The 12,186-nt window shown below is 56.1% G+C and carries 14 protein-coding genes; 7 read left to right on the top strand and 7 right to left on the bottom strand.

All coding sequences use genetic code 11. The annotated features are described in order from the left end of the window. The first annotated feature begins 9 nt into the window (after positions 1 to 9). Positions 10 to 798: a PoNe immunity protein domain-containing protein gene (locus ACA075_RS14005; RefSeq protein WP_497299256.1), complete on the top strand. Its 789-nt coding sequence runs from the start codon at positions 10 to 12 to the stop codon at positions 796 to 798. A gap of 55 nt (positions 799 to 853) precedes the next feature. Beyond that, positions 854 to 1,507, top strand: a complete 654-nt coding sequence (locus ACA075_RS14000; protein WP_497298988.1) for a YcxB family protein — start codon at positions 854 to 856, stop codon at positions 1,505 to 1,507. 60 nt (positions 1,508 to 1,567) lie between these two features. Here ACA075_RS14000 and ACA075_RS13995 read toward each other — a convergent pair whose 3' ends face one another. Next, positions 1,568 to 1,864: a hypothetical protein gene (locus ACA075_RS13995; RefSeq protein WP_497298987.1), complete on the bottom strand. Its 297-nt coding sequence runs from the start codon at positions 1,862 to 1,864 to the stop codon at positions 1,568 to 1,570. Positions 1,865 to 2,371: 507 nt separating this feature from the next. Here ACA075_RS13995 and ACA075_RS13990 point away from each other — a divergent pair. Then, complete coding sequence (locus ACA075_RS13990; protein ID WP_154911667.1) at positions 2,372 to 2,638, top strand: DUF2790 domain-containing protein; 267 nt, start codon at positions 2,372 to 2,374, stop codon at positions 2,636 to 2,638. Between the two features lie 90 nt (positions 2,639 to 2,728). Then, positions 2,729 to 3,124, top strand: a complete 396-nt coding sequence (locus tag ACA075_RS13985; protein WP_497298986.1) for a hypothetical protein — start codon at positions 2,729 to 2,731, stop codon at positions 3,122 to 3,124. Here ACA075_RS13985 and ACA075_RS13980 read toward each other — a convergent pair. After that, complete coding sequence (locus ACA075_RS13980) at positions 3,121 to 3,390, bottom strand: DUF1652 domain-containing protein (RefSeq protein WP_497298985.1); 270 nt, start codon at positions 3,388 to 3,390, stop codon at positions 3,121 to 3,123. The genes ACA075_RS13985 and ACA075_RS13980 overlap by 4 nt on opposite strands. A 384-nt stretch (positions 3,391 to 3,774) precedes the next feature. On the opposite strand from ACA075_RS13980, the gene eco reads away from it, so the two are divergent. Beyond that, entirely contained in the window at positions 3,775 to 4,257 is a 483-nt protein-coding gene (gene eco, locus ACA075_RS13975; protein ID WP_497298984.1) for a serine protease inhibitor ecotin, read from the top strand. A 130-nt stretch (positions 4,258 to 4,387) separates the two neighbouring features. Here eco and ACA075_RS13970 read toward each other — a convergent pair whose 3' ends face one another. Together ACA075_RS13970 and ACA075_RS13965 are read right to left on the bottom strand one after the other, a co-directional pair. Continuing rightward, complete coding sequence (locus ACA075_RS13970; protein WP_497298983.1) at positions 4,388 to 5,311, bottom strand: magnesium transporter CorA family protein; 924 nt, start codon at positions 5,309 to 5,311, stop codon at positions 4,388 to 4,390. 7 nt (positions 5,312 to 5,318) lie between these two features. Continuing rightward, positions 5,319 to 6,893: a RimK family ATP-grasp domain-containing protein gene (locus ACA075_RS13965; protein ID WP_497298982.1), complete on the bottom strand. Its 1,575-nt coding sequence runs from the start codon at positions 6,891 to 6,893 to the stop codon at positions 5,319 to 5,321. Between the two features lie 92 nt (positions 6,894 to 6,985). On the opposite strand from ACA075_RS13965, the gene rimI reads away from it, so the two are divergent. Continuing rightward, on the top strand, positions 6,986 to 8,083 hold the full coding sequence (gene rimI, locus ACA075_RS13960; RefSeq protein WP_497298981.1) for a ribosomal protein S18-alanine N-acetyltransferase: 1,098 nt from the start codon (positions 6,986 to 6,988) through the stop codon (positions 8,081 to 8,083). Between the two features lie 117 nt (positions 8,084 to 8,200). On the opposite strand, the gene ACA075_RS13955 is transcribed toward rimI, so the two are convergent. Continuing rightward, a complete protein-coding gene (locus tag ACA075_RS13955) occupies positions 8,201 to 9,352 on the bottom strand; it encodes a PQQ-dependent sugar dehydrogenase (RefSeq protein ID WP_497298980.1) in 1,152 nt (383 codons plus the stop codon). A gap of 50 nt (positions 9,353 to 9,402) precedes the next feature. Further along, the gene (locus ACA075_RS13950) at positions 9,403 to 9,750 is read right to left on the bottom strand and encodes a hypothetical protein (RefSeq protein WP_497298979.1); all 348 of its coding nucleotides are present in this window, start codon (positions 9,748 to 9,750) and stop codon (positions 9,403 to 9,405) included. Positions 9,751 to 9,943: 193 nt separating this feature from the next. On the opposite strand from ACA075_RS13950, the gene ku reads away from it, so the two are divergent. After that, on the top strand, positions 9,944 to 10,828 hold the full coding sequence (ku, locus tag ACA075_RS13945) for a non-homologous end joining protein Ku (protein WP_497298978.1): 885 nt from the start codon (positions 9,944 to 9,946) through the stop codon (positions 10,826 to 10,828). Positions 10,829 to 10,991: 163 nt separating this feature from the next. Here the strand turns inward: ku and lpxO are convergent, their stop codons facing one another. After that, positions 10,992 to 11,891, bottom strand: a complete 900-nt coding sequence (lpxO, locus tag ACA075_RS13940) for a lipid A hydroxylase LpxO (RefSeq protein ID WP_497298977.1) — start codon at positions 11,889 to 11,891, stop codon at positions 10,992 to 10,994. Between the last annotated feature and the right edge of the window lie 295 nt (positions 11,892 to 12,186).

Genomic DNA, 12,186 nt, shown 5'->3' with positions numbered 1-12,186 from the left:
ATGGTTAACATGATAAAAAGACAAGAATTTCTTACTCAGACCAGATACCAAGACTTCTTGGATTACAGCGAGGAAACGAAAGAATTCTGGAAAATCAACAAGTTTGAGTCAGACTCTCCTGCACAAGAGGAGTCACTGAGAGCAAGTCACTTTAAGAATGTTGCACTTAAGAAATTATTTATATCTTATACAGCAGGAGCTGAAATAGCTTCGCTAGAGCCATTGATTGAAGACCTGATATCAAAATACGAAGAGAGTCAAAGCAAGCTTTCAGCTTCTGAAGCTCTTGAAAATATCTCACCACTCGCTATTGACGACTGGCCAGATGAGTTCGAGGAATGCATTCAAGTTTTTAGCCTATGCATTCTGCTGCACAGAACAGATCTACTTAAGAGATTCGTTCAGCTTTTGGATGCTGCAAACTACAAAGGCGAAGACACTCTTTATGAAGACCTGCTCCGCAAACTCTTACCTGATCGCTATGATGTAGATGAATGGTTTCACGATGTATACACCCCTTTAATTCAAGCCATATACGCCGATGAGAAAGAGGAAGCATCACAGCTCCTGGATAATTACTGCAAACAGTGGTACGCCGCGTTCAAACAAGCCCCTTGGCACGATTCACATTTGCAAGGAGACGAAGGAAGTTATGTTGGATACTGGGCTTTCGAGGCCGGGGCCATTGCTTTTTTATACGGTATTGATGACAGCAAAATAGATCACATGGTCTACCCCAGAGATCTAGTCGATTACGCCAGGTGCCATTCAGCATCGAATGACCGGCTCAGACAATAAACCGCGCGCGCATAAGCTCGTGCCCCACTTCAGAAACGGGCGTCGAACTCAGTTCATGGAACTTCATTTCACCATAAGCCCAGCCCATACCCAAATCCGCTTGGCTGTACTGCTGGAGCGCGAAATGCTCAAGCATGATCAGCAGCAGACTCAATTACTCGGTTACGTCGAGCGTGTGCAGGATCGTTTGCTATCTCCGTTGCTGTTTGCACTGTGTCTTGGAGCCGGCGCGCTGGCGATTTATTTCCCCGAACGTCAACTCACTTCCGAAAAAATCATTTCGATGGTTTTATTCGGGGTGGTTTTCGTCCCGTTCTGGTGGTTTTTCTCAGGTCGTCTGCTGGGGTACCTGAGTACACGCATGGCCGCCAACCGTACCAAGCCGCGAGCACCTTTGCGTGGCTTGAACCAGCGTCTTATCGAAACCAGGCTACGCACAAACCTCGAAGCCACTGAAGGTGATTATCGCCTCCAACTCGATGACAAGGGTTTCACCATGATCAACCCCAAGGGCATCAAGAGCGGTTTAGCATGGGGACAGGTTGTGCGCGTGAAGGAGAGTTTTGATTTCTACTTTATTTCTTGCGCCGAACTGGATCGTAAGGGAAAGGCATATCTCATCCCCAGACACAGCGATGCCATGGACGCAGAGCAATATCAGCAAGGCTTGAAACTGTTTCTAAGCAGAGCACCCACCCCCACCTCGTGACGGCTGGTGAGGCCTCAAAGCCTGCCCCCAAGAGGCAGGCTCGCTTTTGCAGGTACGACGTCAGACCGGCGCCTTCCACCCCATCATCCGCTGCTGAGCCACCTGCAACAGATCAAAACCATCCTGAGTCAGCAGATAAAGCGCATGGGTAATGTGCGGGATATCTTGAACATCCCCGTGCTTGAAGCATTGGCAGTGAAGGGTTTCAAGTAGCTGGCTGGCGGCCCGGACCCGCTGTAAGGCGGCTTCGAGAATGTCTTGGGGATTGGCTTCGGTGTCGATCACCAAAGGACTTGAGTCGGTGACGTTGCTGTTGAATGAACGGTAGCGATCGGGAAACGGGTTTAGCGTGGGCATAGTAATTACTCGGGTATTAATTAGTAATCGCCAGCACCGTGACCAAACGGTGGGAGGCGGCTGTGTACAGGCTTGGTCAACCGACAACACCCAATCGGCTCGCCCTAAGGCGTCCCGCACACAGCCACCATTGCAACGCACCACGAGGACGTAGAAGTCCGCGGCGCGAATCATGGCACATATATGTGCGGTGTTATCAGGTGACCAAACCTGTCCGCTGATTTTGCAGCGAGCCCAAACAGTAAACGCCGCACCCCATCCGGCGAAAGTCGACAAGGCGTCTGACCTTGTAGGACCAAGCCGAAGATCCCGTAGATCGTTTCCCACGTGAAACCTCTGACAGAAACATCCTCGCGACAGGCGGCGTTCAGCCGGGTTAACCATCCGTTAACCGCGCGGTCCAAGACTTTACTGGACCGCACGCCCTCAGGTTCCTCTGACGCCCAGTGCGGCAGGTTCGACGCTCAACCGTCGAGCTGACTCAATGTCTGCACTGGAGATCGCCCCATGAACATCCGCACGCTGCTGATGACTTCCGCCCTCGCCTGCACCGCGTTTACCGGTCTTGCGCAGGCCAACGAGACGTCGTCCTCGCAAGCCACCCCCTATCACTACGGCATGCCGCTGAACATCGGCAAAGTGGTCGCGCTGACTGAGCCGAACACACTGGAATGCAAAGTGATCACGGCCGACATGAAGTACATCGATACGTCAGGCAAGCCTGAAGAAATCAGCTACCGGAAGCTTTCTGACGCGTGCAGTTATCAGAACTGACTGAAAGGTCTTATTTTGCACTTTGCGGTACTCCTGAGAGGGATCTGGCGCTATGCTTTGGCGCCTCCCTCACTGCCGCAAGGATTCGCCATGCAGTTATCGTTTCGCACCGTGTCGACCTTCACTTCCCTTTTGTGTTTATTGCTGGCCCTGGTCTGGGGTTTGATGCCGGATTGGTTATTGGCGATCTGGAGTATTGAGTATTCGTCTGCGGCAGGTTTTGTGGCGAGGCGCAGTGCGGTGCTGTTCGCGGCATTGGGCGTGATGTTTTATCTGGTCAGAAACGAGGCGCCGTCCGACACCCGTAATGCGCTGAGCACCGGGTTCACGGTGGGTTGTATTGGATTGGCGATACTAGGTTTCGGCGAATGGCTCAATGGCCATGCCGGGCCGGGCATTTTGCTGGCCGTGGTGGTTGAGTCAGCGCTGGGACTGGCGTTTGTCCAGGCCCGGCGCGTGTCCGCAGAACTCGAAACTGCAGGTTAAAGCGCTTTCCTGTCGGGATGCAGTGGCAGATTCGCTGCCCGGTTCTGCATGTCAGAGCGCAATTCGGCGATCAACTCATTTATTTCCCGGCAACCATTCAGGTGTTTGGCATTTATCCCAGTCTTTATCAAATCGAGGTGATCGGTTTCACGATCTGAATACACCTTGACGGTCATCGACAAGTCCGGCGACAGCGTGCATTGACAACGTTTCGGCAGAAAACTGCTTTCAATGATGTTGCGTAGTTCCAAGGCAGAAAGAAACATGGCGACCCTCTCCTAACTGTGAGACTGCCAAAAAATTCAACGTCGGTCCGTGCTGAAATCTCCCGCGTTTCTTCCTTATGCAGGGTTTATACGCTCCAAGCACCAGACCGTTCTCGCGTTCTGAGCTGACTCGTTAATGTGCCGGTCAACTTAAGATCTGCTTGAGCATAAAACATGCCGCAAATTTCGCCGTGCAGTTCATCGGTAAATCAATGATTTAACGGACGTGCCTGAAAATGGCTTCATGCAATCTGCAAGAAAGGGCAGCTTCAGCCCTGCAATTTGCATACATTCTCGAGCAGGTTTGCATTGGTGGCGGTCGGCGGTAAGAATGCGCCTGTCAATCCAGTATCCGCTGACCCTACTCACACGCAAGGAGGCATCATGGGTTCTTTGACCTGTATCAATACCGTCGGGCTGATTATTGCCAGTCTTTCAAGCGTGGCCTATGCGGCAAAGCTCGAAACCGTCGCGCCGTTTCCTAAACCGGAGAGCGGTTTTACCCGCCAGGTTATTCAAGTAGCGCCGCAGCCACAGGAAGAAAACTTCCAGGTTGAGGTGCTGGCTGGCAAGACGCTGACCGTGGACTGCAATCGCCAACGCTTGGGCGGCATCCTTGAGGAAAAAAACCTTGAAGGCTGGGGTTATCCCTTTTACCGCCTGGAAAAAGTCATTGGCCCGATGAGCACGATGATGGCCTGCCCCGACGGAAAGCCTAAAAAGGAGTTCGTACCGGTGGTCGGTGACGGATTCATGCTTCGCTACAACAGCAAGTTGCCGATCGTGCTCTACGTGCCCAAGGACGTCGAAGTCCGCTATCGGATCTGGTCGGCGTCGAGCAAGGTTGAGAAAGCTGTTCAGGAGTGACCAAGACGCACGCTGCCCCCCTCTGCTGATCATCCCAAGGAAGGAAATCATGAAGTCTGTCGCCCTACCCCTCATTGCCTTGGTCGCCTTTGCGAGCTTGCCCGCGAAGGCGGCCTGAAGGCCGACACCGTCATTTCGCCAGCCGCCTGAGCCCAAGCACCATCGCCCCCGCCCCAATCATCATCGCCGTCAGAAACAACGGATACGACACCCACCACGGTGTGCCCGCCGTCATCATGCTGAATTCGGACATGCCGCCAATACTCGCAATCAGATTCAGCGGCAAAAACACCACGTTGATTAACGTCAGTTTGCGCAGCAGGTTGTTCATGCTGTTGTTCATCAGGTTGCCCCGGGCGTCGATCAGCCCGGAAAACACCGTGGAGTAGATTTCCGCCTGTTTGTAGCACTGGTTGTTTTCGATGATCAGGTCGTCGATCAGGCCGATGGCTTCGGCGCTGAAATGTTCCTTGGCGGCATGATTGCGCAGTCGTGTCAGCACCGCGCCGTTGCTGTGAATCGCGTTGATGTAATAGATCAGGCTTTCGCTGAGGTTGAACATCTGGATCAGGTGCTGGTTCTGCATCGACGCGTTGAATTTCTGCTGCAACTCCCGGGCAACCAGCTTGATCACCTTCAGGTGACCCAGATAGTGATGGATGTTGTTGAACAGCAGATCGAGCAACACATCCAGCGGCGTGTTCAACCGCTGCCGGGTGCCGAGCCCGTGCAACGGCGAATCGTCGGTGGCGATCACCAGCAATCGCTGCGCAGAAAACAGCAAGCCACAAGACGACACTTCAAAAGCCAGGCTGCCGGCGCCGGAGTAATTCTCCGGGCGCTTCCAGATCAGAAACAGGTTGTCGGGGTGGAACTCGATGCGCGACACCTCATCGGGGTCCAGGGCCGAGGCCAGGGCGTGCTCATCGAGCTTGAAGTGGCTGTGCAACAAATCTCGCTCGGCGGCATCGGGGTTGCTGAACAGCATCACCTCGGCATCCAGACGTTCCACCGATTGCAGCGCGCCACCGGCCAGTTGAAAGCTTCTGATCATCGGCCGTTCACCAGGCCTGGCCGCGACGTTTCAGTTCCAGGCGACGGACGAACTCTTCCAGTACCAGCGAATACAAATCGTCCTGCAAGTACGCATCTTCGATACCGGCGTCCATGTTCGGGTTGTCGTTGACTTCGATCACCACCACCTTGTCGCCGGACTGCTTGAGGTCCACGCCGTATAGGCCGTCGCCGATCAGGTTGGCGGTTTTCACGGCCAGGTCCACTACGGCTCGCGGGGCTTCGTGGACCGCCAGGGTGCGGCATTCGCCGTTGATGTCCTGGCCCTTGGCCTTGTGGTTGTAGATTTGCCAATGGCCCTTGGACATGAAGTACTGGCAGGCGAAGATCGGTTTGCGATTCAGTACGCCGATACGCCAGTCGTATTCGGTGTAGAAGAACTCCTGTGCCAGCAACAGCACCGAGTGTTCGAACAGTTCGGCCGTCGCTTCGAGCAAGGCTTGCTGGCTTTCGACCTTGATCACGCCCCGGGAGAAACATCCGTCGGGGATCTTCAGCACCAAGGGAAAACCCAGCCGTTCGCCGACCCGTTCGAAATCTTCCGGCCGGTCCTTGTAGAGGATTTCGGTGGCAGGCATGCCGAGTTGATGGCTCTTGAGCAGATCGGTCAGGTAGACCTTATTGGTACAGCGCAGGATCGACGCCGGGTCGTCCATCACCACCAACCCTTCGCTCTCGGCTTTTTTGGCAAATCGATAGGTGTGGTTGTCGACGCTTGTGGTCTCGCGGATCAGCAGGCCGTCGTATTCGGCAATGCGCGCGTAGTCCTTACGCTCGATCAGCTCGACATCAATGCCCAAGGTCTTGCCGACGCGCACGAAATTATCCAGCGCCTTCGCGTTGGAAGGCGGCAACGCTTCTTGCGGGTCATGCAGGATCGCCAGGTCATAACGGGCCAGCCGTCGTGAGCGCGGCACGCGCCAGATCTTGCGACTGAAACTGTCCAGAGAGTTGGCGAATTGATCTTCCTGATCTTCGCGCAACTTATGCAAGGCGCCGGACTTTATACCTTCGATGTGCCAGCCATTGGTTCTGCGGAACTCAACTAACAAGATCGGACAGGGGAACACTTCGAACAACTGACGTGCCAGATCCTGCAAAGGTTCTATATTGGTTTTGCCGAAGTACAACGTCAGGGTAAAACCTTCGGTGTCGCTGTAAAGATGATTACTGAGGGCTTTTTCCAAGGGCTTGTCCAAATCATCCAGCGCCAGGCCGTACAGGGATTTTTTGGTCAGCTCACTGATGGTCCGCACCGACGGAATGACCTTGTGCCCCCGCGCTTCGGCCAGCAACGAGCAGTAATAGCCGTGCCCCAGGTACTTGTAGCTGCGGCACAGGTTGATCACCTGGACCCGTTTGCCCTGTTCGTTGTCCCGCGTCTGTTCGAGGTATTCCTGAGCGCTGACGATGTCCTCGCTGGGGAAATACGAGGCCCAGTCTTCCTTGCGTTCGACGATGATTATCAACTGACTTGAAGTTCTGCCTGCGTCATTTAAATAAGTTGCTGCCGGCAAAGTTTGCTCGGATACTTCGCGCCAATGACCTTGTACCGCTGACATAGTGATTGATCCGTTGGAGAACAAGACCTTTCCTATTAAGCACGAACTTTTTCGAAAGTCCCGTTTCGTTACGCAACTTTTACGGCGGTCATATGAACACTGTCTTTCGCTTGGCGGTAGTTGAAGACTTACCCGCGCTGCTGGAACTCGAACAGCAATGTTTCACCACGGACCGGCTCAACAGTCGCAGCTTTCTGTGGATGATTACTCGGGCTCATGGCCAGCTGTTGGTGGCCCAACGTGGGGAGCATTTGGTCGGCTATGCGGTGGTGCTGTTTCACCGGGGCACTTCGCTGGCGCGGCTTTACTCGATTGCGATCGCGGCCGAGGCGCGCGGCAGCGGACTGGGCAAGCAGTTGCTCGAACGCATCGAATCCTGCGCCCTTGAACATGATTGCGCCTACTTGCGGCTTGAAGTGCGGATCGACAACCCCGCGGCGATTGCCTTGTATGAGCGCAATGGTTACCGGCGTTTCGCGCTGATCCATGATTATTACCAGGACCATGCCGATGCGCTGCGCCTGGAAAAGCGCATTCTTGAACACCGTGATTCGCGCAACATCCAGGTCCCGTGGTACCGGCAGACCACCGATTTCACCTGCGGCCCGGCCTGCCTGTTGATGGCCATGGGGGCGCTGCAAGGTGATCGATGGCTGGAGCGTCGAGAAGAGCTGCAAATCTGGCGTGAGGCGACAACGGTGTTCATGACCGCAGGCCATGGCGGCTGCAGCCCTCAAGGCCTGGCGCTGGCGGCATGGCGCCGGGGCTTTCGGGTGCGTCTGCAACTGAGCATGGAAGGGCCGCTATTTCTCGATGGCGTGCGCGATGAGCATAAAAAAGACGTAATGCGCCTGGTGCACGAGGAATTCACCACGCAATTGCTCGAGACCGATGTGGAGCGAGTGATCGGAGGCCCGCTGAACCTCCCTCGGCTACTGGACGATGGCGGGCAACCGCTGGTGCTGATCAGCAGCTATCGGCTGACCCGCTCCAAGGCGCCGCATTGGGTGATCGTCACCGATTGCGATGACGAATTTGTCTACCTGCACGACCCGGATGTGGACCACAGCCAACATCGCCAACCGATGGACTGCCAGCATTTGCCGGTCAGCCATGGGGAGTTCGACAAGATGTGCAGCTTTGGCCGGGGCAAGCTTCGGGCGGCGGTGATTATCTACTGCCGAAAATAGACCTGTGGCGAGGGAGCTTGCTCCCGCTGGGTGCGAAGCGCCCCATTCAAGCGACTGCTCCGCAGCCGGACGGGAGCAAGCTCCCTCGCCACAAAATCCCCAGAGAGGTCGATCGGGTTACTTCAGGCCGATCTTGTAAAGCCCGCCGTCATCTTCATCGGTCAGCACATACAAATACCCATCCGGCCCCTGCCGCACATCGCGGATGCGCTTGTTGAGTTCGCCGAGCAAGCGCTCTTCGTGAACCACTTTGTCGCCATCGAACTGCAAGCGGATCAACTCCTGGCTCACCAGCGCACCGATGAACACGTTGTGCTGCCAGACTTTGAAGCGATCAGCGTCGTAAAACGCCATGCCGCTGAGGCCGGGGGACTTTTCCCAGACATGGTGCGGCCCCACTGCGCCTTCAGCGGTCTTGCCCTTGGCTTCCGGGATCGGTTGGCCGGAATAGTTGATGCCGTGGGTTGCCAACGGCCAGCCGTAATTCTTGCCGCGTTCGATGATGTTGATCTCATCACCTCCCTGCGGGCCATGCTCGTTCTCCCAAAGCACCCCGGTCCACGGATTGAGCGCCGCGCCTTGCGGGTTGCGCTGGCCATAGGACCAGATTTCCGGGCGCACGCCGGACTGACCGATGAAGGGGTTATCGTCCGGCACTTTGCCGTCCGGGTAGATCCGCACAACCTTGCCTTGCAGCTTGTCGAGGTCCTGGGCGGTCGGCCGATCATTGTTTTCGCCCAACGTGATGAACAGATAGCCGTCGCGATCGAAGACCAATCGTGAGCCGAAGTGGTTGCCGACCGACAGTTTGGGCTCCTGACGGAAAATCACTTTGAAGTCTTTGAGGGTTTTCAGGTCCTCGGACAATTGGCCTCGCCCGACCGCCGTGCCGGCCTTGTCGCCCGCACCACCGCCCTCGGCGTAGGACAGATAAACCGTGCGGTCCTGCTTGAAGTCGGGCGACAGGACCACGTCCAGCAAACCGCCCTGCCCCTTGGCCCAGACCTTTGGCACCCCATTGATCGGTGCCGAGAGCTTGCCATCGTAATCCACCACCCGCAGGTTGCCGGGCCGTTCGGTGACCAGCATGCCCTTGCGATCGGGCAGGAACGCCAGGGCCCACGGATGGTCCAGGCCCTTGGCAACTTGCCAGACCTCAAGGGTGCCCTGCTCGCTTTTCATATCCTGGGGCGGTGCCGCAAGAACGGGTGCAGTGGCGGTGATCAGGACGCTGGCGCAGAAAGCAGCCAATAGGGTTTTACGCAACATGCACGATTCCTTTTGTCGTTCGAATGGCCGGCAAGACGCTGTTCTGCCGTTCAACGGTTGCTGGTGTCTGCATCACGATGAGGCGGATTGGGAATGAATTTGGGCGGGCTGGCGGGAGCGGTTCGGTCCTGGGGATAGCGATTACCGACGCCGCCGTTATCAAGGGTCGGTGGACGCGGCACCGGGACGGTATTTGGCCCGCGAATGACCGGAGCTGCGGGTTGTGTGCCTTGCATGCTATTGGGATTGGCCCGGCGGATCGGGCTGTTGTAGGGGTTACTGGAATTGCCCGTGGGGCTCTGGGCCAGCAGCATTAACGAAGGTGGCGATGCCTGGGCCAGCTGACTCATCAGGCCACTGAATGCCAGTACGGTGCAGGCGAGCACGAATCTGTTCATGGGAAGCCTCTGGGCCTCAGCGTGGATAGAATCTTCGATAGCACGCTACGCCCGGGGTTCGGATTTGTTAACTAAAACCTCTTTCATAAGATGTAACACCAGTTGACGGCCCAGCAGGACCGGGCCGCAGCCCGCTGAAACTTTTGCGCCGCGCCGCGGGTCACCTGAACACATCACTCGCGAGTAGACGACCATGGCACGGGCAATCTGGAAAGGCGCAATCAGTTTCGGGCTGGTACATATCCCTGTGGCGCTGGTTTCGGCGACGTCTTCCCAAGGGGTGGATTTCGACTGGCTCGACAGTCGCAGCATGGACCCGGTGGGTTACAAGCGCGTCAATAAGGTCACCGGCAAGGAAGTCACCAAGGAACACATCGTCAAAGGTGTGCAGTACGAAAAAGGTCGTTACGTGGTCCTCAGCGAGGAAGAGATCAAGTCGGCGCACCCGCTGTCCACGCAGACCATCGACATCTTTTCCTTTGTCGACGCCGAACAGATCCCCCTGCAAAACATCGACACGCCCTACTACCTGGCGCCGGATAAACGCGGCGGCAAAGTCTATGCGCTGTTGCGCGAAACCCTCAGCAAGACCAACAAGGTCGCCCTCGCCCACGTTGTGCTGCATACCCGCCAGCACCTGGCGGCGCTGATGCCGCTGGAATCGGCGATGGTGCTGGTGATGCTGCGTTGGCCGGCGGAAGTGCGCAGTCTGGATACCCTGGAGTTAGGCACTGAGGTGACCAAACCCGAACTGGCCAAGGGCGAACTCGACATGGCCAAGCGTCTGGTGCAGGACATGAGCGCCGACTGGAAGCCCGAGGATTATCGCGACAGTTTTGAAGACAAGATCATGGCGCTGGTCGAGAAGAAGGCGAACGAAGGCAAGATCGAGGATGTGGAAACGGCGACGGGTGAAGAGGAACGCAAGACGGCGGATGTGATTGATTTGACCGAGTTGCTGAAGCGTAGCCTTGGAGGCAAGAGTGCCGGCAAGGCCGCAAGCAAGCCTGCTTCTAAAAGTAAAACCGCTGCCAAACCAGCGGCGGAAAAGAAAGCCACGAAGCGTTCCAGTGGCTGACTGTTTATAGGGGCATCCATGAGTTCTGCTGTGAAAGTGCCGGCCTCTTCGCGGGCAAGCCCGCTCCCACAGGGTTCAGTGTCCGCGCATTAATTGGCGGCAACCGCTGAACCTTGTGGGAGCGGGCTTGCCCGCAATGAGGCCCTACGCCGCAACACATCATTCAGATCAGCACAAAAACCGCCAGCAACCCACCAAAAATCGCCCACTTCTCAAGATAGTAAAGTTTGCGATTACGCTTCTTCAGCGCCTTGCCCCGCAGCCGAATCGAGTAGATTTTGGCAAACAGGCGGTTAATGCCACCGGTCTTGTCCCCCGCATCATTCGGGGCGCCCGCCGCCGACATCACGTTACGGCTGAACCAGCCATTGAACGCCGCCGCCCAGCGATACTTCATCGGCCGCTCGACGTCGCAGAACAGAATGATACGGTTCTGCTGGGTAGTGTTTTCGGCGTAGTGAATGAAGGTCTCGTCGAACATCACCGCTTCACCATCGCGCCAGTGGTAGTTCTCACCATCGACGTTGATGTAGCAACCGGCATCGTTGGGCGTTTCCAGGCCCAGGTGATAACGGTAAGAGCCTGCGTAGGGATCGCGGTGGCGGACCAGTTTGGACCCCGGCGGCAATTCGGCGAACATCGCGGCTTTGATCGACCCGATGCTTTGCACCAGTTCAGTGGTGCGCGGGCAGAGTTTCGTCGCCGAAGGATGGCTGTCGCCGTACCACTTCAAATAGAAGCGCTTCCAGCCGGTCTTGAAGAACGAGTTGAAACCGACGTCGTCGTATTGGTTCGAGCGCTTGATCTCCCCGGCCCTGAGCAGGTTCTGACCCTCCTTGCGAATTTCTTCCCAATGCGCCTGCAACGGACTCAGGTCCGGAAAATCGGCTGGATCGAGGTAAGGCTTGTTGGGGATTTTCGAGAACAGATAAAGGAAGCAATTGATCGGCGCCAGAAATGACGAGTGATCACTCAGCTGGCGCCCTAGCTTGTGGCGCACCCGACCGCGCAGGTGGACGTAGGCAATGGATACTACATAAACAGCAGCAATGATCAGTTTCACAGAAATCGTCACACGTCAGAAATGAACAAACTGCGTCCCCCGCCCACCCAGCGGCCCAGGGATTTTGCGCAGCGTCTGAATACGAAAAAGCGGTCCCGGTGGCGCGTCCTTGAGCCTCTGCCGATGATCGGCGCCAAGTGAAAAGTGGCATTTTAGTCTCATTTTGTAACCAATAGTTAACCTTCAAATGTGAAAATCTGTCCGTTGATGCCACCAAAGCGCCCGTGCGGCCTCAACGCCCTATCGTTTAAAGAGCCAGACCAGTACAATCGCCGCCAAACATTACGCGCCCCCC

This window comes from Pseudomonas sp. LBUM1663 (assembly GCF_059695905.1).
This window is presented reverse-complemented; position numbering and strand designations above follow the sequence as displayed.

Coding starts and splice junctions, on each gene's coding strand:
- ACA075_RS14005 (WP_497299256.1), top strand. CDS start 10: ATGATAAAAAGACAAGAATTTCTTACTCAGACCAGATACCAAGACTTC.
- ACA075_RS13950 (WP_497298979.1), bottom strand. CDS start 9,750: ATGAACAGATTCGTGCTCGCCTGCACCGTACTGGCATTCAGTGGCCTG.
- ACA075_RS13955 (WP_497298980.1), bottom strand. CDS start 9,352: ATGTTGCGTAAAACCCTATTGGCTGCTTTCTGCGCCAGCGTCCTGATC.
- ACA075_RS13980 (WP_497298985.1), bottom strand. CDS start 3,390: ATGTTTCTTTCTGCCTTGGAACTACGCAACATCATTGAAAGCAGTTTT.
- ACA075_RS13995 (WP_497298987.1), bottom strand. CDS start 1,864: ATGCCCACGCTAAACCCGTTTCCCGATCGCTACCGTTCATTCAACAGC.
- ACA075_RS13970 (WP_497298983.1), bottom strand. CDS start 5,311: ATGATCAGAAGCTTTCAACTGGCCGGTGGCGCGCTGCAATCGGTGGAA.
- ACA075_RS13985 (WP_497298986.1), top strand. CDS start 2,729: ATGCAGTTATCGTTTCGCACCGTGTCGACCTTCACTTCCCTTTTGTGT.
- rimI (WP_497298981.1), top strand. CDS start 6,986: ATGAACACTGTCTTTCGCTTGGCGGTAGTTGAAGACTTACCCGCGCTG.
- ku (WP_497298978.1), top strand. CDS start 9,944: ATGGCACGGGCAATCTGGAAAGGCGCAATCAGTTTCGGGCTGGTACAT.
- ACA075_RS13965 (WP_497298982.1), bottom strand. CDS start 6,893: ATGTCAGCGGTACAAGGTCATTGGCGCGAAGTATCCGAGCAAACTTTG.
- ACA075_RS14000 (WP_497298988.1), top strand. CDS start 854: ATGGAACTTCATTTCACCATAAGCCCAGCCCATACCCAAATCCGCTTG.
- ACA075_RS13990 (WP_154911667.1), top strand. CDS start 2,372: ATGAACATCCGCACGCTGCTGATGACTTCCGCCCTCGCCTGCACCGCG.
- eco (WP_497298984.1), top strand. CDS start 3,775: ATGGGTTCTTTGACCTGTATCAATACCGTCGGGCTGATTATTGCCAGT.